The sequence below is a fragment of the Terrihabitans soli genome (genome assembly GCF_014191545.1).
Classification (GTDB): domain Bacteria; phylum Pseudomonadota; class Alphaproteobacteria; order Rhizobiales; family Methylopilaceae; genus Flaviflagellibacter; species Flaviflagellibacter soli.
On sequence record NZ_AP023361.1, the window covers coordinates 632,118 to 657,818 of the forward strand.

The window sequence follows — 25,701 nt, forward strand, 5'->3', positions numbered from 1 at the left end:
ACCGCTAGTCCGGGGCCAATCCAAGCCAAAGAGGCAATCGAATGTCCAGCCACGCCGCCGCGCCGACCGCGCCCGATCCGAATTCGCCCATGGGAACGGTCAGCGACTACATTGCCGGGGCGCTCGCCGCGCCGCTGCCGGCGGCGGTCGTGGAAAAATCAAAGCACCATCTGCTCGATACGCTTTCGGCCATGGTGTCGGGCTCGCGCCTGAAGCCGGGGATCATGGCGGCGGAGTTCGTCGCGGGTCTCGGCGGCACACCGATCGCAACCGTCGTCGGTACGCAGAACGTCACTTCGCCGGTGAATGCCGCTTTTGCCAACGGCATGATGGCGCATGCCGACGAGACCGACGATTCGCATGTGCCGTCGCTGACGCATCCGGGCTGCGGCGTCGTCTCCGCGGCGCTTGCCGCCGCCGAACTGAAGCATGCGAGCGGCAATGATCTCCTGCGCGCCGTGGCGCTGGGTTATGATTTCTGCGCGCGCTCGACCTTGGCGCTCGGCCCGGAAGCGATCCGTGCTGAAAGCCGCTCGAGCCATACGTTCGGCCCGACCTTCGGCGCGGCTGCGGCTTCCGGAGCGCTGCTCGGGCTCAATGCTGCGCAGGTGCGTTATTTGCTGTCCTACACGCTGCAGCAGGCCGGCGGCGTCGATTGCTGGGCGCGCGACAAGGAGCATATCGAAAAGGCGTTCGATTTCGGCGGCATGGGCGCACGTAACGGCCTCACGGCCGCCATGCTCGCCGCCGCGGGATTTACCGGCGTCGACGATATCTTCTCGGGCGAGAAAAACTTCTTCACCGCTTATGCATCGAAGCCCGATCCTGGGGCGCTGACGCGCGATCTCGGCACCAATTTCGAGATCATGAACACCAATATCAAGCGCTGGTGCGTCGGCACGCCGATCCAGGCGGCGCTCGATGCGCTGCTCATCATCATCGAGCGCGACGGCCTGACGCCGGACAATCTCGATGTGCTGAAAGTCACGATCCATGCGAGCGGCGCGAAAACCGTGAACGACCGCACGATCCCCGATATCAGCCTGCAATATCTCCTGTCGGTCATGCTGATCGACAAGGGTCTGACCTTTGCCTCCGCGCACGATCACGACCGCATGAGCGATCCGAACGTGCTGGCGATCAAAAAGCGCATCGAGCTCACCGGCGATCCGTCGCTCGATTCCAATCCGAACCGTCAGGCGATCATGAGCATCACGACGCGCGACGGCAGAACGCTGAACGAGCACGTCACGAAAGTGCGCGGCACGGCCGGAAACCCGATGGAGCGGGCGGAAGTCGAACTGAAAAGCTTCGATCTCCTGTCGCCCGTCATCGGCGATGCGCGGGCGAAAGCTTTGATCAAGCTCGTCTGGAACATCGAGAATGTGAAGGATGTCGCAGAGCTCCGGCCTCTGCTGCAGGCCTGACGAAAAATCTGTTGATCCGGACCGCGTAAAGGCTTCCTCTGTCGCCGTCTCCCGACGACAGGAATTCCCCTTGGCTCCGCTCAGGCATTTGCGCCGCACGATCACGGCTTCGGTCGCGAAATCCGTGCAGCCGCTGTCGCCGGGCTATTGGCGGCGGCTCGGCGCACGCTCCGGCCCGGTGCAGCCCGTGCTGCAGGGTGTCAACAGGCTTGGCGAAGGCGCGGTCTGGTCGGCGGGTGAGCATGCGCTGTACTGGGCGGATATCCGTCTCAACGCCATCTTCCGCTACCATCCGTCCGAGCCGGGAATTTTCGACCGCTTCGATTTCGGCGAGACGGTTACTGCGCTGGCGCTGACGGAAGAAGAGGGGACGCTGCTCGTCGCCTTCGGCTCCGGTCTCAAATGGTGGAAACCGCATTCCGGCGAGCTTATACGCGCGGGTTTTGATCTCCCGGATTGGCCGGATGCGCGCCTGAATGACGGGCGTGCCGATCCGCAGGGACGCTTCTGGATCGGCTCGATGGGCGTCAGGCGCGCCAATGCCGGCAAGCTTTTCAGCGTGGCTCTGCAGAAGAACGGCGAAGCGAAGGTCTCGGAATGGCATTCGGGCATCGGCACCTCGAACACGGTGTGCTGGAGTCCGGACCGGCGCTTCTTCTATTTCGCCGACAGCCTGAAGAATACGATCTGGCGCTATCGGTATAACGACACGACCGGTGCGATCTCCGATCCCTCAGATTTTCTTTGCGGGTTTCGCGCGCGGCGAGCCGGATGGGTCAGCTATGGATAGCGAAGGCTATCTCTGGAATTGCCGGGCGGGCGGTAGCTGCGTCGTACGTATCGACCCGGATGGCGGGATCGACCGTATCGTCGAAATGCCGGTCCATTTTCCGGCGACCTGCACGTTCGGCGGCGAGGGCTTGCGAACGCTGTTCATAACGTCCGGCCGCCCCCGACCGCGGCATGCCTCAAAGCTCGATGGGTCCTTGTTTCAGCTCGCCGTCACAACGCCCGGCCTTGCGGAAAACCGCGTGCGCCTGAACCGGGGCATGACGTAAATGCGCACACGCATTCTCATCACCGGCGCGGCTGGAAATCTCGGTGGGAAACTCGTTGCGCATTTTCGCGCGCAGGGACGCGTCGTCACGGGCATCGACCGCAGAAACCGTTTCTCCGTGACGGATCTTGTCGATCTCGCAACACCGGATGCCGCCTGGACGGAGCTGTTTTCCGGTCAGGATGCGGTTCTGCATCTTGCGGCCAACAGCAATCCGCACATCTCCGCGGACATTGCGGCGGAAAATCTCACCATCGACCGCAATGTGGCCGCCGCCTGCGCTGCCCAGAATGTGCCGCGCCTGATCTTCGCCAGTTCGCAATGGACCATGCAGGGCTATTTCGGCAGCGGAAGGGTCTTCGAAGAACATCTGCCGCCGCGGCCGTCGACCCCCTATGGCGAAGCCAAGGTCCAGAGCGAAGAAGAACTCCGGCACTTTAAGGGTACGTGCTTATGCCTGCGTGTCGGCCATACGGCTTGGCGGAACCGGCGCCGGCTTCTGCCGCCGGACGAGGACCACCGTCACGCCTGGCTCAGCGACCGCGATCTCTGCTCGGCGTTCCAGCGGGCGGTGGACTCGAACTTCGAAGGCTATACCGTTCTCAACATCACATCGGCCAATCGCGGCTCGCGCTGGCCGATCGCCCGCGCCCGGCAGCTGATCGGTTACAGGCCGCGCGACGGGACATCCTTCATCGATGCGTTTTGGGGCAGGTTCCGGAGCCAGGGCAGGTTGAGTTGAGGAATTAAGGAACAGGTCGTTTCCGCCTTTCCCTGCGGAACGCCAATTCTGTATGATCCAGGAAATGGCTGAAACACTCGACGACAGCGGCTCCGCGGCTCCGCGGCTGAAGCAGACCAAGCAGAACCGCCAATCCCAGATCCTGGCCGAGCTGAATCGCAGCCCGAGCCTGCGCATCGCCGATCTTGCGGCGCGCCTCGACGTATCGACGGAAACCATCCGGCGCGATCTCGACGAACTGACCGAGCAGGGGTTGCTCAACCGCACCTATGGCGGCGCGGTGCGCCCGCTCTCAACCGAGCCGTCGATCTCCGAGCGCCATCATCTTCTCGTTGCCGAACGCGAACGCATTGGCCGCGCGGCGCTGCCCATCATCAAGGGCGGGCGTATCATCATGATCGGCTCCGGCTCGACGACGACGCATGTCGCGCGCCGCATTGCGGTGGAACTGCGCGATATCACGGTCATCACCCATTCCTTCGGCGTCGCCACGGTTCTTGCCATGAACCCGACCATCAAGGTTCTGATGCTGCCGGGCGAATATCACGCGACCGAGGGCGCCAATGTCGGCGTGCATGCCGTGTCGTTTCTCGCGGGCTTTCACGCCGATTTTGCCATTCTCGGGGCGAGCGGCCTGACAGTGGACGGGCCGAACGAGGCTCTGATCGAATGCGGCGCGGTCTACAGCGCCATGACCATGCGCGCTGCCGAGACCGTCATCGTCGCCGATCATTCGAAATTCGACCGTACCTTTCCCTCGCGCTATGCCGGCTGGCAGCAGGTGCATCATCTCGTGACCGACAAAGCACCGAGCGATGCGCTGCGCGCGGGTCTCGACGCCAATGGCGTCGGCCTGCATCTCGCCTAAGGCAGATAAGAAATCGCTTCGTCGGTCGACATTACGCTCGCATAGATCATATTCATGATCTCGATCTCGCGGTCGTGCAGCTCCTGCTGACCGGCAGCGCACGCATCTTCCACGACGATCACATCGAAGCTCTCATCGGCAAGGCTGCGCACCGTCGAGGATACGCACTGATCGGTGAAGATGCCGGCGCAGACGACATGCGTAATCCCGAGATTGGTCAGGATGAGACGCAGATTGGTGCCCGTCAGCGCGCTGTCGGTCGTTTTGGTCACGACGATCTCATCGCCGACAGGCGCAAGCGAAGAGGGGATTTGTGAAGCCTCTTCGTCGCGCGGCAGAAGAAGATTGTTCCAGCCGGGCTTGCGCTGGCTCAGCGAACGGTCGCGGCCGTCGAGTTTCAGGCAGGCGATGCGCGCGAACAGAACGTCGAGCCCGCGATTGCGGAACTCGGCGATGAGCTTCTGCGTGTTCGGAATCACCGTTTCGTGCATGCGCTCATGAAACGGCGCCCAGGCGTGATAGCGCTTGAGATCATCGCCCGAGAGCGTTTTTGGATTCTGCCGCTCAAGATACGTGTTCTGGATGTCGATGATGAGGAGCGCCGTCTTGCCTTTGAGAAGGACCGGATCTTCGGGTTCCGGCGCGCCATCGTAATAGAACGAGCGGTAAGACGTTTTCCAGCTCACGGCATCACGCCTGCTTGTGTTTGCGCAGAAGCGCGATCATGCCGCCGCCGAGAAGAAGGAGCGTTGCCGCAGCAAGCGTCGACATCGTGCCGAGAGCGGGCACCATGGGCGTATAGCCCGCGACCATTTTCGAATAGAGCCATTTCGGAACGGTGGAATCTGCGCCTGCCGTATAGAGCGACAGCGGGAAGTTACCCCAGGACAGAAGGAAAGCGAACAGCGCACCCGACCAGATGCCGGGCCAAAGGATCGGCAGCGTGATTTCGCGCAGGATGAAGAGGCGGCTTGCGCCGAGATCGGAGGCGGCTTCTTCCAGCACCGGATCGAAACTGTAGACCTGGATCGCAATGACGAGCGTGACGACCGGCACGATCCAGACAAGATGGGCGATGACTGCCGTCATCCAGCTCGGCGATATGCCGAGCGAGTTGAACCAGAGGAGAAGCGCAAGTCCCAGCACCGGCTGCGGAAAGAAGATCGGGAGGAGCAGAAACTTCTGATAGAGCCTGCGGCCCTTCCAGTCGTAGCGCGCAAAAGCCAGCGCGCCGAAGAAAGCGATGACGACCGACACGAACGTCACGATGAAGGCGATCAGCAGCGAGTTCTCGATCAGCGTATGGATCTCAAAGGATTCGATCGTCTTGCCCCACCACTCGGTGGAATAGATTTTCACCGGAAAGGCGAAATAGCGGCCCTTGGAGAGACCTGCGAGCGCGCCGCAGAGGATCGGCAGATAAAGCATCAGGACGACGAACGCCGTCCAGATGCCGATGAAGAGACGCGAACGTTTCTGGCCGATCTGTTCCATCAGCGCCGTCCCAGAATGCGGTCGAGATCGAGTTTCGACATCACAAACAGCGCAAGCCCGCTGATGAGGATCATCAGAAGAACCGCGAGCGCCGAGCCGAGCGGCCAGTTCTGCGCGTATGTGAAAGCGATTTCGATGTCGTGGGTGATCATGATGACCGACTGGCCGCCGAGGATTTTGGCTTCGGCGACGGCGCCTGCGGCGAGAACGAAAGTCAGGAGCATGCCGATGAGAATGCCGGGCATAGCAAGCGGCAGTTCGATCTCGCGCCAGATCATCAGCCGTCCCGCGCCGAGATCGGCAGCAGCATCGACGAGATCCTTCGGCACCATGGCAAGGCCGAGCGTCATCGGAAACAGCATGAAGGGCAGATACACATAGACCATGCCGAACAGGATGATGCCCGGCGAGAAGAGGACGTCCGGCCCGCCGGCAAAGCCGAGCGTCTTCAGCGTGCCGTCGAGAACGCCGTTCTTGATGAAGAACAGAACCCAGCCGTAAAGGCGCACATTTTCGGAAATGAATAGCGGGAAGACGAAGAAGATCGAAACAAGCCCCGCCCATTTACCGAAGACGCGGTTGAGGCCATAGGCGATGGGATAGGCGACCAGCGCGAGAAGAATAACCGTCATCGCGGCGAATGCGATCGACCAGGCAAAAGAGGTCCAGACCGTGTTGTCCGGCGACAGGATGGTCGTGAAATTGTCGAAGGTGAAGGACCGGAAGACGTCGAAGGTTTTCGGCGTCGCGACCGAATAGGCAAGGACGGTCAGAAGCGGCGCGAGAAAGCCGAGCCCGAGAAAGATCAGGATCGGGCCGGCGCAGCGTATGCCGGCGGGAACGACGAATCTCTTGCGGGTCTTTTCCTCGGTGAGAGGACCGCTGAGCGCAAGCGTCATTTTACGCGCCGACCACGATGGCGTCGCGCGCATCCCAGCCGATCAGGGCCGGCTTGTCGAACGCGCCCTTGAAGGCGCTGGCGCGCGAGAGTTCGAGAAGGAAGGTCTTTTCGCCGACGCGCACCTGATACTGAATGCGCGAGCCGAGCGAATATTCATTGTAGATCGTGCCTTCCAGCACATTGTCGGCGCCGGATGGCGCATCGACGAAACGCATAAATTCCGGGCGCACGACGATGGAAGCCGCGGTTGCGGCCGCGAGATCCGCGGGCAGCACGACACGCAGGCGCGTGCCGAAATCATCCGCGCTCCACTCTGCGCCCTTCTTTGTTGCGGCGACGACATTCACCTCGCCGACAAATTCCGACACGAAGCGATCGGCCGGGCGCGAATAGATATCTTCGGGCGTACCGACCTGAACGAGCTTGCCCGAGCGCATGACGCCGATGCGATCGGACATCACCATCGCTTCTTCCAGCGAGTGGGTGATGTAGATAAAGGTCTTGCCGCTTTCGCGGTGCAGATCCTTCAGCTCCTTCTCCATCGCCTTTTTCAGCTTGTAATCGAGCGCCGAGAGCGGCTCGTCGAAGAAGAGAACGTCCGGGTCGTAAGCGAAGGCGCGGGCGAGTGCGACGCGCTGCTTTTCGCCGCCCGAACACTTCATGACGTTCTTGCCGTAATAATTTTCCGGCAGGCGCACCATGCGCAAAAGCTCAAGCGCGCGCTCCTTGCGTTGTGCCGGCGGCACATTCTTGACCTTCAGCGGGAATTCGATGTTCTCGCCGACGGTCTTGTGCGGAAAGAGCGCGAGCGACTGGAAGACGAGACAGGTCGGGCGGCGGTTCGACGGCACATCGTTGATGAGCTCGCCGCGCAAAGTGATATTGCCTTCGCTCGGCGATTCCATGCCCGCGAGCATGCGCAGCAAAGTTGTTTTGCCGGAGCCCGAAGGACCGACAATCGTCAGGAACTCGCCTTCGTAAATATCGAGGCTGATATTGTCGACCGCGGCGAACTCGCCGAAGGTCTTACGCACCCCGACAAGCTGAAGAACCGGCAGCGGCGTGTCCGCATCCGGCGCCGGACTGGTCGGTTCGACGAGAGCAAGCTTCATCTGATCATCCGCATTCAAGAAAAGAGCCGGCGCGGTCCTGTCCGCGCCGGCTTTGCTTTTTACGCACGCTGACGCTTGGCGGCGGTCATCAGTTCCAGCGCCTTGTCGTAGTCCGGAACGATGTCGTATTCCGCCGAGCGCGACATTTCCTCTTCGAGGCTGTCGTACTGGATGGCGTCGAGCTCTTCCTTGGTGAACAGCGCGAAGCATTCCTTATTGCCCATCTGCGCCACCGGATTGAACGTGCCTTCGGCAAACGCGACGGTGTGCGCGACTTTCGGGTCCTGCACATATTTCAGGAACTCGGTCGCGAGCGGCGACAGGTTCGGATTGTTCACGGTCGAGGTGATCTCGATCCAGGACACGCCGCCTTTGCCGTCAATCGGCCCCTTCAGCGGCGTGACCGCACGAAGGTTTGCATTGCCGTCGGCGCGGGCCGGGGAGACGGAGTAGGTGCCGCCCGTCAGATGCAGATCGATTTCGCCCGAGACCAGAGCCTGGTTCATCGTCGCGATATCACCGACCATCTTGGCGCCCTTGAACACTTTGACTGCCGTGTCCTCGAACTTCTTCAACTCGTCGGCGGTGTGTTCCTTGAAGGGATTGATGCCGGCGACGAGGAAGATGTTGAAGACGTTCCAGTCGTCGGATTCGAGAATGCCGTATTTGCCGGCAAGTGCTTTGTCGTTGAAGAGATCCCAGCCGGTATCTTCCGCCGTCTTGCGGCTGATCTTGTCGGTATTGACGACAAAGGAGTAGGGCCCGAAGCGCTGGGCCATGCCGAGCAGATCCTTGCCGTCATCGCTCATCGCCCATTTGTAGGGCGCCTTGAACTCCGGAAGCATCTTGTCGAAGAAGGGTTCGAACTCGGCTTTCGGCAGCGGCTTGATCAGGCCTTCCGGAGCCATCGCCTTGCGCGCCCACGGATTGTTGACGTTGATCAGATCCCACACTTTGGTTTCGCCGGCGCGCAGCCGGTTGATCATGGTGGGGTCGTTGGTGAGGCTTTCAGCCTTCACTTCCGCGGATTTGGAAGAGCGGAAGGGATCGAGCACCTGGGCGGAGTTGTAGCCCTCCCAGCACAGGATATTCAGCTCCTTCTCGCGGGCCGCGAAAGCCTTGCTGGCAAGGCCCATCGGGCCGGTGGCAGCGACTGCGCCAGCGCCCATCATCTTCAGAACATTGCGTCTCGAAATCGTCGTCATCGCCGGTCCCCGTTTGGCCGATCAGCGCACCGCGTTAAGCGCGCCTTGTTGGAAGTGTGGCCTTCTAATGTTGGATTTACAACATTTATCGCCTGCGGCATCCTTGCGCTCGACCAAGGTCTGAGGCGGCGCCGTCTGGCCTCTTCCATGCTTAGACCGTGCCAGTCCGAGAACTTCTAAGGGCTCTCTATCCCTTGAAACTCTTGGTGCTTTGCGGATGGGCAGGATCGCGCCGCCTCTGCCGAATTTGCATTCAGCAGGGGCGCCGAACGGCGCTTTTCTGCGCAATTATTGATCAGAAGGGGACAAAGGGAATGTTGAAGTCGCTACAAGGCCAGACCGTCATCGTGACCGGCGGCAGCAAGGGGATCGGCCGGGGCATCGCCAAGCGCTTCGGCCTTGCCGGCCTCAACACCCTCATCGTCTCGCGCAATCAGGCCGAGGCCGACAAGGTGGCCGGGGAAATCGGCAAACATGCTTCGGGCTTTGCCGCCGATGTGTCGACGCTGGAGGGCTGCGAGGCCATGGCGAAAGCCGCGCTCGACCGCTACGGGGCGATCAATGTCCTCTGCGCCAATGCCGGCATCTTCCCGGCGGCGAAACTCGGCGATCTCACCGTCGCCGATTTCGACCATGTCATCGGCACCAATCTCAGAAGCTGCTTTCTCAGCGTCCACGCGGTGCTGCCGGCGATGAAAAAGCTCGGTGCGGGCCGCATCGTGCTGACCTCGTCGATCACAGGTCCCATCACCGGCTATCCGGGCTGGTCGCATTACGGCGCGAGCAAAGCGGGCCAGCTCGGCTTCATGCGCACCGCGGCAATCGAGCTTGCGCCGCACAACATCACGGTCAACGCCGTGATGCCCGGCAATATCATGACCGAGGGCATGGAAGCCGTCGGACCCGAATACATACAGAAGACCGCCGATTCCATTCCGATGAAGAAACTCGGTTCTGTCGACGATATCGCCAATGCGGCTCTGTTCTTCGCCTCGGAAGAAGCGGCCTATATCACGGGCCAGCAGATCGTCGTCGATGGCGGCCAGGTGCTGCCGGAAAACCAGGGCGCGATGGACGCGATGTAAATGCAGCGGGCGGCGCTCAACGCGCCGCCAGCACGCTTTCCATGGCTTCAAAGAAGAGATCGGCATCGGCGCGCGCAAAGCAGAGCGGCGGACGCACTTTCAGCGTATTGCCGTGGGAGCCGGCCGCGCCGATCAGAACGCCGCGTTCCTTCATGGCGTTGATGACATAGGTCGCCATGGCCGTGTCGGGCTGATGATCGGGCGTCGAGAATTCGACGCCGGTGAAAAGGCCCGCGCCGCGCACATCGCCGATCGAGGGGAAGCGGTTCGACAGTTCGCGCAAGCCCGTCCGGAAGTAAGAGCCGACTTCCTCCGCATTGTGCATCAGCTTTTCGTCCTCGATCACATCGAGCACGGCAAGCCCCGCGGCCGCGGCGACGGGATTTCCGCCGAACGTGTTGAAATAGCCGGTCTCCTCGCAGAAGGGCGTGAGGATCTCCGGACGCGTCACGACACCGCCCATCGGGAAACCATTGCCCATGGGTTTGCCCATGGTCACGATGTCGGGAATGACGCCGTGGCGCTGGAAGCCCCACATCTGCCGCCCGGTGCGGCCAAAGCCCGGCTGCACTTCATCGGCAATGAAGACGCCCCCCGATTTATGGACGAGATCGACCGCGGCTTTCAGAAAGCCCGGCGGATCGGCATGGATGCCGTCGCTCGAGAAAATGGAATCGACGATGAGGCCGGCGAATTTGACGCCGTTATTTTCTAAATCCTCGATGGCCGCGGCGATATCGCTTGCGAATTTTGCGCCGATATCCTCGACCGGATCGGAATAAAGATCGGGCGCCGGAACGGTGCGCACATGCGCCGGCACTTTGCGCGATTTGGTGGAGGAGGGCGAAATCTCCATCACCGCGGCCGTATTGCCGTGATAGGCGGTCTCGGTGACGATAAAGCCTGCGCCACCCGTCCAGATCTTTGCCAGTCTCAGCGCGAGGTCATTGCTCTCGCTGCCGGTGCAGGTGAAAACGACATTCGACAGCCCGTCCGGGAAAGTCGCGAGCAGACGTTCCGCATACGTATGAACGATGTCGTAGAGATAGCGCGTATTGGTGTTGAGCGTCGCCGCCTGTTTCGAAATTGCTTCGACGACGCGTGGATGACAATGCCCCACCGAGGGGACATTGTTGTAGACGTCGAGATAGCGGCGCCCCGTCGAGTCGTACATGAATACGCCTTCGGCGCGCACCATCTGCAAAGGCTGCTCGTAGAAGAGGACCGAGGATGCGCCGAAAGTTGAGTGACGGCGCTTGACGAGATCGGCGATGTCCTTGCTGAGCCCGTCCGTCTGTCCGGAATCGAAACGGTTGAGCGCGAGTATCTGTTTGCCCTGAGCCATGTTCTCTCCCGCGCGCCTTCAGATTTTTCTGCCGAGATATTTTTCGGCAAGCGCTACCGTGCCGTCAGTATAGGGAACGCCCATGCTTTGCGCCGTCGGCGTTTCCGCATGCGAGGCGATCCAGGCCGTGAGCTGCATGCGCCGCAGCATCAGGAACATCGGCAGCGCCGCTTCCTCTTCAGCAGAGAGGGGAGCGACGCTGCGATAGCCGTCGATCCAGGCCGCTTTCACCTCGTCGAGATAGGGCTCGGCTTCCTGAAAGCTGACGGCGGCCGCAAAATCATAGGCAAACCAGGACAGGCCGCAGTCGTCGAAATCGATGACGCCGAGACGGTCTCCGTCGACGAGAAGATTGGCCGGCCGCATATCGCAATGAATGAGACCGAATTTGTCGGCATCCATGCCGAAGGCGGCGGTCTCTTTTTCCAGCAGCTTTTCAGTGCGCTCCAGAATGGCGCGGCCTTGAGGCTCAAGGCCGAGCGCTTCGCGCCAATCGCCCCAATAGGCGCTTTTGCCGATGGTCGTATCGAAATTCCAGATTTTTCGGGCAAAGCCCGCGGGCCGCTGCCAGGAGCGGCTATGCGCGTGAAGCCGCGCATTGATGCCGCCGAGCCGTCCATACCATTTGACAAGATCGTCTTCCGCCGCCGGCTCCTTGCCGGGCATGAAGTCGAACGCAACGATGTAGCGGACCGTGCCTTCATCTGCGAAGGAGCAGAGGAGGGTGCCGTCTTTTGCTGCGATGGGGCGCGGCGTCTCGACCACGCCGGCTTCGCGCATGGCGGAAATCCAGGCGAGCTCGGAGAGAATTTCAGCTTCGGAATGATAATCGGGCCGGTGAACGCGCAGGATCATGCGGCGGCCGCGCGCTTCGTCCTCGGCAAGGAAAGTCGCGTTCTCCGAAATCGTCAGCAGCGAGACGGGGGCATCTGTCGGCAGGCCCCAATTCGGCAGAGCGGCGCGAAGCCCGTTTTCGAGCCTTTTCAGAAAGGCGTCCTGATACAGCATGTCCCGGCTCTACGCCCTCAAAGTGGTAGATGCAACATCAAATGTTGTAGTTCCAACATTATGCCTCAGCCGCGGTGTTTGGCAAGGAAGCCGAGAAGGGCGGGATAATACGCCGCGGGCTCCTCATAGAAGGGCATGTGGCTGGAATTCGGGAAGACGTGGAGCTCGGCATTCTTCAGCCCGCGTTTCATCTGAGCGGCGCAAACCGTTGTGATCTCATCATGCTGGCCGACCGTGATGAGCGCCGGCACTTCGATTTTCGGGAGATCCTGGCTTCGGTCCCAGTCCTTCAGATTGCCGATATAGAGAAATTCGTTCGGCCCCTGCATCGTGCCGTAAGGACCCATATTCCAATCCGCCAAGGAACGATTGATCGGCGCCGGCCACTCCCTCAAGCGGCACACATGACGGTAGTTCAGGATGGTGATGGCCGCCTGATATTCCGGATGATCGAGCGTGCCGTCCGCTTCATGCGCCAGCATCATCGCAACGGTTTCGGGCCCGAGCGCGCCGCGCAGACGCTCGAGTTCACGGGCGAGAAGAGGAAGATCGGCGGCCGTGTCTTCGAGGATGAGCGTCTTCAGCGCATCCGGATGTGTCAGCGCATATTCGATGGCGAGCCAGCCGCCCCAGGAATGACCGAGAAGATGCACTTTGCCGAGACCGAGCGCCGTGCGCACCTTTTCGGTTTCCTCGACATAGCGGGAAATCGTCCACAGCGAAGGATCGGTCGGACGCTCGGATGAGCCTGTCCCGAGCTGATCGAAAGCGACGACGCGGTAGCCTTCATCGATCAGGCAGGAATGCGCATCGCGCAGATAATCGCAGGGAAGGCCCGGCCCGCCATTCAGGCAGAAGACCGTCTCATCGCCCTGGCCAAAGGAGTAGGCAACGACTTTGTGGCCGCCGATATCGACGTGGATAGTTTGGTCAGGCTCGATTTCACGCCACATGCAACGCTCCGCTGTGAATGCGGAGCCTCTGCAAAATCCGAGCCGGGGCTGCGGTGTCGCCGGTTCACGCCCGGCGGTATGCGGCGAGCGCTGCAATGCCGATCGCGCAGAGCGCCGCGCCGCTGCCGATCAGGATGTTGAGCGGCACCCAGCTTGCGAGGACGCCGATGATCGCCGCGCTGATCGGGGCCGCGCCGCGGAAGATCAGCCAGTACAGCGACACGATACGCCCGCGAAATGCGGCGTCTGTCTGCAGCTGGACGAGCGACTGCATGCCGATATTGCAGGTGACGTGGCCGAGGCCCGCGACGCCGACGAGCGCGACCGCAATCCATTTTATGTCGGTGAGCGAGAAGGGGATGAGCGCAAGACTCATGATAAGTCCCGCGCCGAAGGTGATTTTCAAAATCCGGTCTTCGCCGCGCTTGCGCAGCATTATAAGAGCGCCGAACAGCGCGCCGGCGCCCTGCGCGCTCATAAAGGCGGACAGAAGCTCCGGACCCGAATTGAAGACCTGGCCGGCGATTGCCGGAAAAAGCTCGGTGAACGGCCTGCCGAGAAGCGAGAAGATGAGAGCCAGCGCAAAGAGCCGTGCTATGCGCGGCGTCTGCGCGATGTAGTCGAATCCCGCGCGGATATCTTCGCCGAGCGGAATCTTCTCTTCCGGCGGTACGCTTTTGCGGGAACTGCGCAGATCGCGCCGCAGAGCGAAGATGACGAGGAGCACCGCCGCAAACGCCAGCGCCGCACCGGCAAACACAAGAAGCGTCGAGCCGGTCTGCACCATGATAATGCCGGCAAGAGCCGGGCCGATCATGCGCGCCGTATTTACGGCAATGGAATTGGTGGCGATGGCCTGAGACAGAAGCCCGGGTCCCGCGAGCGATCCGATCACCGTCGATTTGACCGGCTGGTTGAAGGTCTGTGCAAGGCTGTCGGCGAGCGCCAGAAGCAGAACGACCGGGAAGCTGAGCAGACCCAGAACGTGGACGAGCAGTGTGACGAGCGGCGCTACGATCAAAAGGCTTTGTGTTGTCGCGATCAGCCGGAAGGGCTCGTGCCGGTCGGTCATGACGCCGGCGAGCGGTGCCGACAGGATTGTGGCGACCGGTTCGGCGAGAGCGACCGCGCCCACGGCGAAAGGGGAGTGCGTAAGTTCCCAGGCCAGCCAGCCGAACGCGGCTTTTTGCATCCAGAAGCCAATGCCGGAAATGCCTTGCCCGAAGGCAAAAGTGATGAACTTCCAGGGACTTGGCCGATAAATCATTATATACTTGTGATTGACGTGTGATTATAAAATTAGCTTGACGCGAAAGTTGTATGCCGCGATTGATTATCTATCGATCAAATAGACAATCGAGGACATGGCATATGCCTCTCACCGCTTCCAATGAAATCGCGATTGGCACAAGAGCCCCCGCCTTCCAGCTCGCCGATTCCGGGGGACGAAAGCACGGGCTCGAAGATTTCGCCGGATCGAAAGCTCTGCTGGTCGCCTTCCTTTCCAATCGCTGCCCGTATGTCGTGCATATCCGCGAAGCCTTCGCTGCCTATGCGTGTGAATACGCAGCGAAAGGTGTGCGCGTCGTCGCCATCAATTCCAATGATGCCGCCGCCTATCCGGAGGAATCGGCGGAAGCGCTCGGCAAGGAAGCAAAGCAGTTCGGATACGACTTTCCGTATCTGAAAGACGGCAGCCAGGACGTTGCCAAAGCCTATGGCGCCGCCTGCACGCCCGATCTCTATCTCTTCGACGGCGATCTGAAGCTCTTCTATCACGGCCAGTTCGACGACAGCCGCCCGAGCAACGGCATCGCCGTGACCGGTGCCGATCTGCGCGCCGCAACCGACCGCATTCTCGCCGGGCAGGGATCTCCCGCCGAGCAGAAGAACGCCATCGGCTGCAACATCAAATGGCTTTCGGGATCCGAGCCTGCATGGTTCGGCGCGAAAGTCGCGGCGGAATGATGTTTGGCCGGGCGCGTCATGCGCCCGTGCCGGTTCGAACGCCATGACCGATCTCGATCGCTATCAATCGGATGTCCTTGTGCTCGGCGGCGGGCCCGCTGCGTGCTGGGCGGCGCTTGCGGCGCGCGAGGCCGGCCGCAGCGTGATCATGGTCGACAAGGGATATGTCGGTACAAGCGGCGCGACCGCGCCGTCGAACACCGGCACCTGGTTTGCGAACACTCCGGAACGCCGCGCCCGTCTGATCGAAGAACGGCAGAAGCAATCCGAGGGCCTTGCCGATGTGCGCCAGATGCATCGCGTCATCGATGCGGCAACCCAGCATCTGAATATTCTCGCCGAGCGCGGCTATCCGTTTCCGCGCGATGATGAGGACAAGCTCTATATCGCCAATCTGCGCGGGCCCGATTACATGCGTTTCATGCGCACGCAGGTCATCCGCGCGGGCGTAAAACTTCTCGATCATCATCCGGCGCTGGAACTTCTCGTCGCTTCCGATGGCGTTGCGGGAGCGGCCGGCTATGCGCGCCAGCTCGACCGCAATTGGGAAGCGCGCGCCGCGGCGGTGATCATCGCAACAGGCGGCTGCGCGTTCGGCTCGCGCATCCTCGGCGCGACGGGCCTCACCGGCGACGGCTATCTGATGGCGGCTGAACTTGGCGTCACTCTGTCGGGCATGGAGTTTTCCAACCAGTATGGCATCGTTCCGCTGCACAGCTCGGTCAATAAGGGCCTGCCTTATGGCTGGGCGAACTTCTATCGCGGCGACGGTTCGGAGATCGAAATTCCGTCCGGACAGCGTTTTGCGGTTCTGGCGCGTGAATCGCTCGAAGGCCCGATCTTCGCGCGGTTCGACCGGGCGAGCGGCGTTCTTCCCGATGCGCTCAGGCGCGGCCAGCCGAATTGCTTTCTACCCTTCGACCGCGCCGCAATCGATCCGTTTGCGGATATCTTCCCGATCTCGCTGCGCTCGGAAGGCACAATCCGCGGCACAGGCGGTCTCAAGCGTGCGGACGATGATTGTTCGGTCGGTATCCCGGGCCTTTATGCCGCGGGAGATTCGCTCGACCGCCAGGATCTTGCGGGTGCGGCCACCGGCGGCGGCGGACCGAATGCGAGCTGGGCTATCGCAACCGGCATCTGGGCCGGTAAGGGCGCCGCATCCTTTGCCGCAAGCCTCGGTGCGCGGGCGAGCGACCGCAAAGTTCGTCCGTCCGGACAGGCCGGCTTAAGGCCCGCAAAATCCGCCGGCGATGTCGATCCGAAAGCGGCTCATGCGCTGGTGCGCGAAGAAATGCTGCCGGTCGACCGGAACTTCTTCCGCAGTCCTTCAAAGCTCGCACGCTCGATCGAACGACTCGACGCGGCCTGGGACGATCTGCGCGATCATGCGCATGGCACGGGCTATCAGGCGCTCAGACTGCGCGAGGCCGCGGGGCTCCTGGCTTCGAGCCGTTGGGCCTATCGCGCCGCCGATGTGCGTACAGAGACACGCGGCATGCATCGTCGTCTGGATGCGACGGCCAGCGACCCTTCATTCGCCCGCCGCATCACCATTGGCGGCATCGACCGTCCCTGGCTCGAATGGGATGCGGCTCCGGCGGAGGTTCTCGCATCATGATCGAGATTCTGTCCGAGACGCGCTGCACCTCCTGCAATGTCTGCGTTAAAGCATGCCCGGCAAATGTGTTCGATGCCGTTCCCGGCGGCGTGCCGATCATCGCGCGTCAGGACGACTGCCAGACCTGCTATCTCTGCGAGATCTATTGCCCGGTCGATGCGCTCTACGTCGCCATCGATCCCGAGCGCCCGACCGGCATCACGGAAGCCGAAGTCTTGGAGCGCGGGCTGTTCGGCACTTACGCGCGGGCGCTCGGCTGGAAGAAGGGCCGGGAAGGCGGGACCGATCAGGACCCGACCTACCGCATCCGTCTCGCCTCTCTCAACAACCTCGTGCCCGGCATGCAGGTACAGGGATCAAACTCATGACCGCTTTGGCCAATCGCATCTCCGTCACCGACCTGCATAAGACGTTTCGTCTCAAGCCCGGACAGACGGTGCGCGTCGACGGGCAGATCAGCGACCGCATCAAGGTTCTGTCCGGCGTCGATCTCGAAATTCAAAAGGGCGAGTTCGTCACGCTTGTCGGCCCGTCGGGTAGCGGCAAATCGGTGCTGCTCGATATTATTGCGGGTCTCACCGACGCGACCTCGGGCGTTGCCGAAATCGACGGGCGTGCCGTTACCAGCCCGCATCGCGACGCGGCCTATGTGTTCCAGCAATATGCGCTTTTTCCCTGGCGCAGCGCGCTCGAGAATGTCGAATACGCCCTCGAAGTGCGCGGCGTTGCGAAAGCCGAACGCCGCGAGAAAGCGCAGCATTTCCTCAGCCTGTTTGGCCTGAACGGCTTCGAGGACCGCTATCCCTCGCAGCTCTCGGGCGGAATGCAGCAGCGCGTGGCGATTGCGCGGGCGCTGGCGACCGATCCTCAAGTGCTGTTGATGGACGAGCCCTTCGCCGCGCTCGATGCGCAGACGCGCGACATCCTGCAGAGCGAACTTCTGCGCATCTGGGAACAGATCAAGACGACCGTCGTGTTCGTCACCCATTCGATTGATGAAGCAATCTTCCTCGCCGACCGCGTGGTCGTCATGACGGCGCGTCCGGCGGCCGTGAAGGAAATCATCGAGATCGATCTGCCGCGCCCGCGCGATATCGAGATCCGCAATGGCGATCAATTCAACGCCTATCGCGCCCGCGTCTGGAACGCGCTGCGCGATGAGGTCCGCAAGGCGCAGCGCGATTGGCAACTCGCCTCAAGTTATAACGGATAGGAGCAGACCATGGCCCTGATCACGCATGATGCGACGGATATCCCGCCGCGCGCCTGGTGGAGCCGGCCGGCTTTCCTGCCGTCTGCCGCCTCTTTCCGCAGCGCATCGAACACGATTGCGCTCGGTCTTCCCGCGCTCTTTGCGTTCGCGCTTTTGTGGGAAGTCGCGCCGCGTCTCGGCTGGATCAATGCGCTGTTCTTTCCGCCGCTGAGCGAGGTTCTGGCCGCGCTGAAAGAAATGACGCTGAGCGGTCTTCTCGCCAAACATATCGGCATCAGCCTGCAACGCGCGACGCTCGGCTTTCTCCTGGCCGTGATCGTTGCGATCCCGCTCGGGCTCGCGATGGGCCGCTATGCGCTGTTCGAAAAGCTGTCGGACTTTCTCGTCCAGACGCTGCGCAACACCTCGCAATTTGCGCTGCTGCCGGTGTTCATTCTGCTGCTCGGGATCGGCGAAGCATCGAAAATCGCCATCACCTTTTATGCCGCGGTGTTTTTCCTCCTGATCAACACCATTGTCGGCGTCAAATCGGTCGATCCGCTTCTGATCAAGGCGGCGCGTTCGATGGGCACGTCCGATTGGGACATGTTCCGAAAGGTGATTTTCCCTTCGGCCATTCCCTCGATCGTCGCGGGCGCTCGCCTCGGCGTCAAAAGCTCCCTGTTCTCCGTCATCGCCGCCGAGATGCTCGCCGCGCAATCGGGGATCGGCCATCTCATTCAGAAATCGTCACTGATGCTGGAAACCGACCGTATGTATGCCGGCATCCTGACGCTCACCATCATCGGCTTTCTTCTGAACTACGGGCTCGTGGCGGCGGAGCGGCGTGCCACGCGCTGGCGTATCTCGGAAGACAACGAAGCCGTTTGATCCATCAAACCTCATATCAGCATCTGAAAGGGCTCCAGAATGTCGAACAGATTTTCTCTCTCACGCCGCAGTCTCATCAAATCCATCGGCGCCGCGGCGGCCGTTGCACCCTTTACGGGCTTTACGCCCGCCATCGCTCAGTCGAAGCCGGACGTCATCCGCATCGGCTCGACGGCGCCGGGCCATCTGAAATTCATTCTCTACCGCAACAAGAAGCTGCTCGATCAGGAGTTCGCCAAAGACGGCATCAAGATCGAGCTTGCGACCTTTGACGGCGGCGGCCCGGCTTCGACCGCGATCGGCTCGGGCGCTATCGAATTCACCTATATCGGCAACAATCCGTCGCTGCGTCTCGGCGCGAAGGGCGCGGATGTGAAAGCCATCGGCCTGTCGAGCTGGGTGCCGTCGAATGAAACGCTCGTCGTCGTGCGCGCCGATTCGAAGATCCAGAAGCTCGAAGAGCTGAAGGGCAAGAAGGTCGCCTATCTGGAAGGTACGGTACGTCACTCGACCTTTGCCAAGGCGCTGAAGGCTGCCGGCATTTCGATCAAGGATGTCGAAGCGCTGAATATCGGCATCGACAGTTCGGGTCCGGCACTCGCACGCGGCGATATCGAAGCGCTTGTCGAAAGCACGGGCCCGGCAACGAAGCTCGTCGAAACCGGTGCTGCGCGCGTCATTTTCGATGCCGGCAAGTCCGGCAAGCCGGAATGGGCCGTGCCGCATGTTCTCAGCGTCAACGGCGAATTCGCGCGTAAATATCCGGAGATCGTCACGCGTCTTCTTGCCGTCGATATCCAGACGGCGCGTTGGGCCGACGCCAATCCGGAAGAGACGATCAAGATTTTCGTTGCCGAGACCGGCAACAGCGATCAGGCCGTCCGCGCCGTCTATCCGGACGGAAAGTTCTTCCAGAGTCCGGAGATCACGCCGAAGGCCATTGAAGCCCTGAAGGGCGAAGAAGCCTTCATGGAAGAGTCGGGGCTGCTGAAGGGCAAGGTCGATTACGACAAATGGATCGACCGCTCCTTCTATGAGGCGGCTCTGAAAAAGATCTCGTGAGCAAAGCCTGAAGCAATGAGGGCCGGTCCTCGGACCGGCTCTTTTCTTTTCTAGCGGGTCAGATGCCGCTCGAAACGGAAGCGGTCGGCCTTGTAGTAGGTACGCGACAGCTCCAGAGGGTCCCGCGATTCAAGGAACACAAGGCGGGAGACGAGGATCAGCGGGTGGCCTTCCGGCACGCCCAGCATGCCGCCGCGGAATTCGTCGGCGATGATGAATTCGATGACCTCATCAGCCTCGGCCGCGGCGTGATGGTAGTTCCGCTCCAGCACGAGGGCGAGGGGCGGCGTCAGATCCTGTTCGAGCAGGTTCGGCGTCAGATGGCACGGCACAAAGCTCGTGCGGAAGGCGACGGCATCGCCGTCGATGCGCAGAATCTTTCGAATCTTGAAGACGGGCTCGTCATTGGCAAGGCCGAGCGGCACGCCGAACCAGTCGGCGGCCTCCACGATCTCCTTGCTGAAGACCGATATGTTCGCGGGGTCCGACGCATCGAAGCCGCTTAAAAGAAAATGGTTCTGATCGGCCAGCGGCAGGACGAGGCGAGGGGAGAGTACATACGTCCCGCGGCCCTGCTGGCGGTGCAGCAGGCCCTCGTCGCAGAGCGAGGTGATCGCCTGACGCACGGTGATGCGCGACAGATTGTAGAAAGAGCAGAGCTGGCTCTCGGACGGGATCTTGTCGCCGGGGCGCAACTCAAAGGTCACAAGATCGCGCAGCGCATGCTTCAGCTGCAGCCACAGGGGCATATTGGCCCCTTGCCGCAGCGGATGAAGCTTGAAGTCCGGCTCCGCCTGGACGCTCACGCCATGCCCCTTTCGTCTCTAAGACCTCTTAACTCGACCTATTCCAGCCGAAGGCCAATTGACAAGATCAGCCTCCCACACATAATCTGAAAAGAAAACGTCATAAGACGTCTTATCGGGAGGAAAAAAGATGAAAGCTTCAGGACTTTACACAAGTCCATGGCTGGGCTCGGCTTTTGCCGGTCTCCTGCTCATGGCGACGCCTGTTTTTGCCCAGGCGCCGGAAGGACCAGTTGAAATCACGGTGGGATCGAGCGCCGGCGGCACGCCGGACGTTCTGATGCGCTCCGCCGCGAAAATCCTCAACGAAGAGAAGATCGTCGAGAACCCGCTCGTCGTCGCCAACCGCACGGGCGGTTCGTGGACGGTCGCGAGCAATTACGCGCTCAGCAAAGCCGGCGACAAGAACACGCTCATGGCGCTGGCTCAGCCCATGATCGCGACGCCGATCGTGCAGGGCACGCCCAATACGTTTGAGAAGCTGAACCCGATCAGCGTGTTCGTGCAGGGCGAGCTTCTGCTCGTCGTGCAGCCGGATTCGCCGTTCAAATCGCTGCAGGACCTTGTGAAGGCAGCGAAGGAAAAGGAACGCGGCGTCCGCTTTGCCGGCGCGCAGACCGGCGGCACCGACCAGATGGCCACCGGCCTTCTGGAAAAGAAAGCCGGCGTGAAGCTGAACTACATCCCGTTTGACGGCGGCGGTGCGGCTCAGGCGGCCTTCCTCGGCAAGAACGTCGAAGCCATCTTCGTCAGTCTCGAAGAAGGCAATGGCCTGATCGAGAGCGGCAAGGCTCGCGCGCTCGCCATCCTGTCCAAGCAGCGTCGTCCGGAACCCGCGTTCAAGGACATCCCGACGGCGACCGAGCAGGGCGTCGATTTGGTATGGACGCAGTTCTGGGGCATTGCCATGCCGCCGGACTCGGACCCCAAGCTCGTTGCCTGGTGGGAAGACAAGATCGGTAAGCTCGTGAAAAGCCCGGCCTGGACGAGCTTCCTCGCCAAGAGCTTCTTCACCAGCAATCTCGTCAGCTCGAAAGACTCCGCGGCGTTCCTGAAAGAGCAGCACGGCATCTATGTCGGCGTGCTGCGCGACCTCGGTCTCGCAAAGCAGTAAGTAAAACAGCAAGATAACGAAGGGCCGGCAATGACCAGACTCATGCAAATCGCACCTGCGATCATCATGGCGGCGCTGTCGGCCCTCGTGATCTTTGAAACGCGTCATCTCTCCTATTGGAGCGATTATTCTCCCGGGCCCGCTTTCGCACCCTGGTGGATCGCGTTCATCGGTCTTCTTCTATCCGCGCTTCTCGTGTTCCAGGCGTTCCGGGGCACGGATGTGTGGGAAGATGCGGGGACAACGCGTCCGGGTTTTGCCCGGGCGGCTGCCACCTTCGTGTCGCTTCTCGTTTTTCTCTTTCTCATTCCCTATCTCGGCCTCGTCATCACGTCCGTCCTCGTCGCGCTCGTGATCATGCTCGCCATTCTGCGCCGCGCCATCGTGCCGAGCATCGTTTCGGCGCTTGCCGCGGGCGGCACGATTTACGGCATTTTCTTCTGGTGGCTGCAGATCCATCTGCCCACGGGCCCGCTCGGCTTCTGAAATCTCGGCTGGAATACGAAACATGGAATCTCTCAGTCTTCTTGCCGACGGTTTTGCAACGGCGCTCACGCCGACCAATCTTCTGTTCGTTCTGATCGGCGTCGTTCTCGGTCAGGTCGTCGGCGCGCTGCCGGGCATCGGGCCGTCCGCAGGCATGGCGCTTCTTCTGCCGCTGACCTTCGGCGTCGAACCCGTCAGCGCCATCGTCATGCTCGCCGGCATCATGTATGGCGGCATGTATGGCGGCACGCTGACCTCTGTTCTCATCAACGTGCCCGGAGAAGCTGCGAGCGTCATGACGGCCGTTGACGGCCATCAGCTCGCGCGCCAGGGCAAAGCGGGCGCGGCGCTCTCCATTTCAGCCATCGGCTCCTTCCTCGCCGGCATCGGCGCGGTCGCGCTCCTCGTCTTCATCACGCCGGCGCTCGCCGACCTCGCGCTGAAATTCAACGCCCCGGAATATTTCCTTCTCGCCTCGCTCGGCATCACCGCGACGGCCTCGATCGGCGGCGGTTCGCAGGTGCGTGCGCTTTTGGCGGCCGTGCTCGGCCTCATCGTCGCGCTTGTCGGCACCGATCCCATGGTCGGCACCGAACGCCTGACCTTCGGCTCGACGCATATGCTGGAAGGCTTCGATTTCATCCCCGTCGCCATCGGCATTTTCGGCATTGCGGAGGTTCTCGTCTCGCTCGAGAACTCGCAGGACCTCCAGCCCATCCGCACGCGTCTGCGCGACCTCGTCCTCAGCCGCGCCGACTGGATGGCCTGCCGGATGTCGATCGTTCGCGGCGGCGCTGTCGGCATGCTGGTCGGCCTTCTGCCGGGCGCAGGTCCTACGGTCGCCTCGCTGCTTGCTTACGTGGTCGAGAAGAAAGCGAGCCCGCATCCGGAGAAATTCGGCAAGGGCGCGCTCGATGGCGTTGCCGCCGCGGAATCGGCGAACAATTCCGCCGTGCACGGCGCGCTCGTTCCGATGCTGGCGCTCGGCATTCCGGGCTCCGCTTCGACGGCGGTGCTGCTCGCCGCGCTGATCCTGCAGGGCATCCAGCCCGGCCCGATGCTGATGACGCAGCATGCCGATCTCGTCTGGGGCCTGATCGCCTCGATGTTCATCGGCAATCTGATCCTGCTCATTCTCAATCTTCCGCTCGTCCCGGTCTTCGCCTCACTCCTGCGGGTGCCTTACGACTATCTCGCTCCGGCGATCCTCGTTGTCTCGCTGACGGGCGCCTATGCGATGACGCTCAACATCTTCACCGTCGTCATCGCCATCGCCTTCGGCCTTATCGGCTACGGCATGATGAAGTTCGATATTCCGCGCTCGCCGCTCGTCCTTGCGGTCGTCCTCGCCCCGCTGCTCGAAAGCTCGTTGCGCCAGTCGCTGATGCTGTCGCTCGGCAGCCCGATGATCTTTGTCGAGCGTCCGATCTCGGCGATCCTGCTCGTGATGGTGACCGGCTCGATCCTCCTGCCGATCATTGCGACCTGGCGCCGGCGCCGGAAGGAGCGAGCCGCCCGCACCGCGGGAGCTGCGGCGTGATACGCTCGGTCAACCCGGCGACGGGGGAGGAGCTTGCCGCGTTCGAACAGCCGGGGGCCGCGGAGATCGACCGTGCGGTCGATGCCGCCGTACGTGCGCAGGTGCGCTGGGGCGATCTTCCGGTTGCAGAGCGCGCACGGCTTCTGACCGCCGCCGCCAGGGTTCTGCGAAAGAATGTCGGCACTTACGCCGAACTCATCACAAACGAGATGGGCAAGCCCATCATCGAGGCTGAGGCGGAAGTCGAGAAATGCGCGGTAACCTGCGATTTCTACGCGGAAAACGCCGCGCGCTTTCTCGGCGAAGAAAGCGTTTCGACCGCCGCGACCGAGAGCTATATCGCCTATGAGCCGGTCGGCGTTGTCCTGGCGCTGATGCCGTGGAACTTCCCGTTCTTCCAGGTCTTCCGCTTTGCCGCACCGGCGCTCGCCAGCGGCAATGCGGTGATCCTGAAGCATGCCGAGAACGTCCCGCAATGCGCGCTTGCCGTCGCCGACGTGCTGAAAGAGGCGGGGGCACCGGTCGGTCTGTTCCAGACTCTTCTGATCGGGCCGGACCCGGTTCACAAGCTCATCGCCGATCCGCGCATCGCCGCCGTGACGTTTACGGGCTCCTCCCGCGTCGGCAGCATTATCGGCGCTCAGGCCGGAACCGAGATCAAAAAGCAGGTCCTGGAACTCGGCGGCTCCGATCCCTTCATCGTCCTCGACGATGCCGATGTGGACGCGGCGATCGAGACCGCTATTCGTGCGCGCAATCTCAATGCCGGGCAGAGCTGCATCTCGGCCAAGCGCTTTATCCTGCACAGCGCGATTGCCGACCGTTTCACCGAAGGCTTTGTTGCCGGTGTCTCGAAACTGAAGATCGGCAATCCGCTCGACCGGGCGACGCAGATCGGCCCGATGGCGCGCGCGGACCTCAGGGCCTCGATCGACCGTCAGGTCAAGGCAAGCGTGCAGGAAGGCGCCAAGATCCTCGTGGGGGGTGCGCCGGTCGACGGCGCGGGCTTCTTCTATCAGCCGACCGTGCTGACGAATATCAAACCGGACTCAACCGCGTTCCGCGAAGAGACGTTCGGCCCGGCGGCGGCGCTCATCCGCGTCGGCAGCCTCGATGAGGCGATCGATCTAGCAAACCGCACCGAATACGGACTCGGGGCTGCGCTCTGGACCGCCGATATCGGCCGCGCCAAGAAAATCGCGCCGCGCATCAAATCGGGCTCGCTCTTCGTCAACGGCATGGTCTCGTCCGACCCGCGCCTGCCTTTCGGCGGCGTGAAGCGCTCCGGCTATGGCCGTGAACTCGGCGTCCACGGCATGCGCGAATTCACCAATATCCGCACCGTCTGGATCGGCCCGGCAACGACGCCGCTCTCGAACCTGTCTGAATAGGAGACCGCCTATGTCCGATAAATCTCTCGATCACGGCGTTCTGCTGCGGCCCTCGGATCTTCCGTCGGCCGATCGCGGCGGCGGCGCGCGCACCATTCCGCTGGTGACGCGCAAGACCGGCACGAAGCAGCTTCTGAACGGCATCACGATCATCGGGCCCGGCTCGCAGATTCCGATGCATTCGCACAATTGCGAAGAGAGCGTGATTGTTCTCGAAGGCCATCCCATCGCGGTCATCAACGGCGAGAACTTCGATCTCCAGCCGCAGGACACGACCTGGATCCCGCCGAACCTGCCGCATCATTTCAAGAACCCGTCGAAAGACGAGACGGTCAAGATTTTCTGGACCTATGCCTCGCTCGACGCGACGCGCACGCTGGTTGAGACCGGCGAGACGCGCAGCGTGGATTCCGAACACAAGAATGCACAGTGA

At 61.7% G+C, this 25,701-nt stretch carries 27 protein-coding genes; 17 read left to right on the forward strand and 10 right to left on the reverse strand.

Annotated features, from left to right (window positions below; translation table 11 throughout):
- The first annotated feature begins 41 nt into the window (after positions 1-41).
- From IZ6_RS03305 to IZ6_RS03325, 5 genes are all read left to right on the forward strand, one after another.
- On the forward strand, positions 42-1,427 hold the full coding sequence (locus tag IZ6_RS03305) for an MmgE/PrpD family protein (RefSeq protein WP_222876591.1): 1,386 nt from the start codon (positions 42-44) through the stop codon (positions 1,425-1,427).
- Positions 1,428-1,497: 70 nt separating this feature from the next.
- Complete coding sequence (locus IZ6_RS03310) at positions 1,498-2,217, forward strand: SMP-30/gluconolactonase/LRE family protein (protein ID WP_222876592.1); 720 nt, start codon at positions 1,498-1,500, stop codon at positions 2,215-2,217.
- Positions 2,210-2,485, forward strand: coding sequence for an SMP-30/gluconolactonase/LRE family protein (locus tag IZ6_RS16010; protein ID WP_222876593.1), 276 nt, complete (start codon positions 2,210-2,212; stop codon positions 2,483-2,485). The genes IZ6_RS03310 and IZ6_RS16010 overlap by 8 nt, the downstream gene beginning before the upstream one ends.
- Positions 2,486-3,226: an NAD-dependent epimerase/dehydratase family protein gene (locus tag IZ6_RS03320; protein ID WP_222876594.1), complete on the forward strand. Its 741-nt coding sequence runs from the start codon at positions 2,486-2,488 to the stop codon at positions 3,224-3,226.
- Positions 3,227-3,290: 64 nt separating this feature from the next.
- Entirely contained in the window at positions 3,291-4,094 is an 804-nt protein-coding gene (locus IZ6_RS03325; protein ID WP_225873987.1) for a DeoR/GlpR family DNA-binding transcription regulator, read from the forward strand.
- Here IZ6_RS03325 and IZ6_RS03330 read toward each other — a convergent pair.
- Genes IZ6_RS03330 through IZ6_RS03350 form a run of 5 tightly spaced genes read right to left on the reverse strand, consistent with a single transcriptional unit; the run spans position 4,091 to position 8,806 of the window.
- Positions 4,091-4,780, reverse strand: a complete 690-nt coding sequence (locus tag IZ6_RS03330; RefSeq protein WP_222876595.1) for a cysteine hydrolase family protein — start codon at positions 4,778-4,780, stop codon at positions 4,091-4,093. The two genes, IZ6_RS03325 and IZ6_RS03330, sit on opposite strands and share 4 nt — an antisense overlap.
- A 4-nt stretch (positions 4,781-4,784) precedes the next feature.
- Complete coding sequence (locus IZ6_RS03335) at positions 4,785-5,588, reverse strand: ABC transporter permease (protein ID WP_222876596.1); 804 nt, start codon at positions 5,586-5,588, stop codon at positions 4,785-4,787.
- Positions 5,588-6,487 carry an ABC transporter permease gene (locus IZ6_RS03340; protein WP_222876597.1) on the reverse strand — a complete coding sequence of 300 codons (900 nt, stop codon included), beginning with the start codon at positions 6,485-6,487 and terminating at the stop codon, positions 5,588-5,590. The genes IZ6_RS03335 and IZ6_RS03340 overlap by 1 nt, the downstream gene beginning before the upstream one ends.
- A gap of 1 nt (position 6,488) precedes the next feature.
- On the reverse strand, positions 6,489-7,601 hold the full coding sequence (locus IZ6_RS03345; protein ID WP_222876598.1) for an ABC transporter ATP-binding protein: 1,113 nt from the start codon (positions 7,599-7,601) through the stop codon (positions 6,489-6,491).
- Between the two features lie 59 nt (positions 7,602-7,660).
- Positions 7,661-8,806 carry an ABC transporter substrate-binding protein gene (locus tag IZ6_RS03350; RefSeq protein WP_222876599.1) on the reverse strand — a complete coding sequence of 382 codons (1,146 nt, stop codon included), beginning with the start codon at positions 8,804-8,806 and terminating at the stop codon, positions 7,661-7,663.
- A 314-nt stretch (positions 8,807-9,120) separates the two neighbouring features.
- Between IZ6_RS03350 and fabG the strand changes: the two genes are divergently transcribed.
- Positions 9,121-9,891: a 3-oxoacyl-ACP reductase FabG gene (gene fabG, locus IZ6_RS03355; protein WP_222876600.1), complete on the forward strand. Its 771-nt coding sequence runs from the start codon at positions 9,121-9,123 to the stop codon at positions 9,889-9,891.
- 16 nt (positions 9,892-9,907) lie between these two features.
- On the opposite strand, the gene IZ6_RS03360 is transcribed toward fabG, so the two are convergent.
- The 4 genes from IZ6_RS03360 to IZ6_RS03375 form a co-directional block, all read right to left on the reverse strand.
- Positions 9,908-11,236 (reverse strand): aspartate aminotransferase family protein, encoded by a 1,329-nt coding sequence (locus IZ6_RS03360; RefSeq protein WP_222876601.1) that lies wholly within the window; start codon positions 11,234-11,236, stop codon positions 9,908-9,910.
- Positions 11,237-11,254: 18 nt separating this feature from the next.
- The gene (locus IZ6_RS03365) at positions 11,255-12,244 is read right to left on the reverse strand and encodes a phosphotransferase enzyme family protein (protein ID WP_222876602.1); all 990 of its coding nucleotides are present in this window, start codon (positions 12,242-12,244) and stop codon (positions 11,255-11,257) included.
- 65 nt (positions 12,245-12,309) lie between these two features.
- Positions 12,310-13,197 carry a proline iminopeptidase-family hydrolase gene (locus IZ6_RS03370; RefSeq protein ID WP_222876603.1) on the reverse strand — a complete coding sequence of 296 codons (888 nt, stop codon included), beginning with the start codon at positions 13,195-13,197 and terminating at the stop codon, positions 12,310-12,312.
- A 64-nt stretch (positions 13,198-13,261) separates the two neighbouring features.
- The gene (locus IZ6_RS03375; protein ID WP_222876604.1) at positions 13,262-14,464 is read right to left on the reverse strand and encodes an MFS transporter; all 1,203 of its coding nucleotides are present in this window, start codon (positions 14,462-14,464) and stop codon (positions 13,262-13,264) included.
- 104 nt (positions 14,465-14,568) lie between these two features.
- Between IZ6_RS03375 and IZ6_RS03380 the strand changes: the two genes are divergently transcribed.
- Genes IZ6_RS03380 through IZ6_RS03405 form a run of 6 tightly spaced genes read left to right on the forward strand, consistent with a single transcriptional unit; the run spans position 14,569 to position 19,931 of the window.
- Complete coding sequence (locus IZ6_RS03380) at positions 14,569-15,165, forward strand: thioredoxin family protein (RefSeq protein ID WP_222876605.1); 597 nt, start codon at positions 14,569-14,571, stop codon at positions 15,163-15,165.
- Between the two features lie 43 nt (positions 15,166-15,208).
- Positions 15,209-16,786: an FAD-dependent oxidoreductase gene (locus IZ6_RS03385; protein WP_222876606.1), complete on the forward strand. Its 1,578-nt coding sequence runs from the start codon at positions 15,209-15,211 to the stop codon at positions 16,784-16,786.
- Positions 16,783-17,154: a 4Fe-4S dicluster domain-containing protein gene (locus IZ6_RS03390; RefSeq protein WP_222876607.1), complete on the forward strand. Its 372-nt coding sequence runs from the start codon at positions 16,783-16,785 to the stop codon at positions 17,152-17,154. Before IZ6_RS03385 ends, IZ6_RS03390 begins: the two co-directional genes overlap by 4 nt.
- The gene (locus tag IZ6_RS03395; RefSeq protein ID WP_222876608.1) at positions 17,151-17,999 is read left to right on the forward strand and encodes an ABC transporter ATP-binding protein; all 849 of its coding nucleotides are present in this window, start codon (positions 17,151-17,153) and stop codon (positions 17,997-17,999) included. Before IZ6_RS03390 ends, IZ6_RS03395 begins: the two co-directional genes overlap by 4 nt.
- 9 nt (positions 18,000-18,008) lie before the next feature.
- Positions 18,009-18,869, forward strand: coding sequence for an ABC transporter permease (locus IZ6_RS03400; RefSeq protein ID WP_222876609.1), 861 nt, complete (start codon positions 18,009-18,011; stop codon positions 18,867-18,869).
- Positions 18,870-18,908: 39 nt separating this feature from the next.
- Positions 18,909-19,931: an aliphatic sulfonate ABC transporter substrate-binding protein gene (locus tag IZ6_RS03405; RefSeq protein WP_222876610.1), complete on the forward strand. Its 1,023-nt coding sequence runs from the start codon at positions 18,909-18,911 to the stop codon at positions 19,929-19,931.
- 50 nt (positions 19,932-19,981) lie between these two features.
- Here the strand turns inward: IZ6_RS03405 and IZ6_RS03410 are convergent, their stop codons facing one another.
- On the reverse strand, positions 19,982-20,737 hold the full coding sequence (locus tag IZ6_RS03410) for a GntR family transcriptional regulator (RefSeq protein ID WP_222876611.1): 756 nt from the start codon (positions 20,735-20,737) through the stop codon (positions 19,982-19,984).
- 130 nt (positions 20,738-20,867) lie between these two features.
- Between IZ6_RS03410 and IZ6_RS03415 the strand changes: the two genes are divergently transcribed.
- From IZ6_RS03415 to IZ6_RS03435, 5 genes are read left to right on the forward strand one after another with little or no spacing between them, the layout of a single operon-like run.
- Positions 20,868-21,851 carry a Bug family tripartite tricarboxylate transporter substrate binding protein gene (locus IZ6_RS03415; protein WP_225873988.1) on the forward strand — a complete coding sequence of 328 codons (984 nt, stop codon included), beginning with the start codon at positions 20,868-20,870 and terminating at the stop codon, positions 21,849-21,851.
- Between the two features lie 30 nt (positions 21,852-21,881).
- Complete coding sequence (locus tag IZ6_RS03420; RefSeq protein ID WP_222876612.1) at positions 21,882-22,337, forward strand: tripartite tricarboxylate transporter TctB family protein; 456 nt, start codon at positions 21,882-21,884, stop codon at positions 22,335-22,337.
- Positions 22,338-22,359: 22 nt separating this feature from the next.
- The gene (locus tag IZ6_RS03425) at positions 22,360-23,877 is read left to right on the forward strand and encodes a tripartite tricarboxylate transporter permease (protein WP_222876613.1); all 1,518 of its coding nucleotides are present in this window, start codon (positions 22,360-22,362) and stop codon (positions 23,875-23,877) included.
- On the forward strand, positions 23,874-25,268 hold the full coding sequence (locus IZ6_RS03430; RefSeq protein ID WP_222876614.1) for an NAD-dependent succinate-semialdehyde dehydrogenase: 1,395 nt from the start codon (positions 23,874-23,876) through the stop codon (positions 25,266-25,268). Before IZ6_RS03425 ends, IZ6_RS03430 begins: the two co-directional genes overlap by 4 nt.
- Before the next feature lie 10 nt (positions 25,269-25,278).
- Positions 25,279-25,701, forward strand: a complete 423-nt coding sequence (locus IZ6_RS03435; protein WP_222876615.1) for a cupin domain-containing protein — start codon at positions 25,279-25,281, stop codon at positions 25,699-25,701.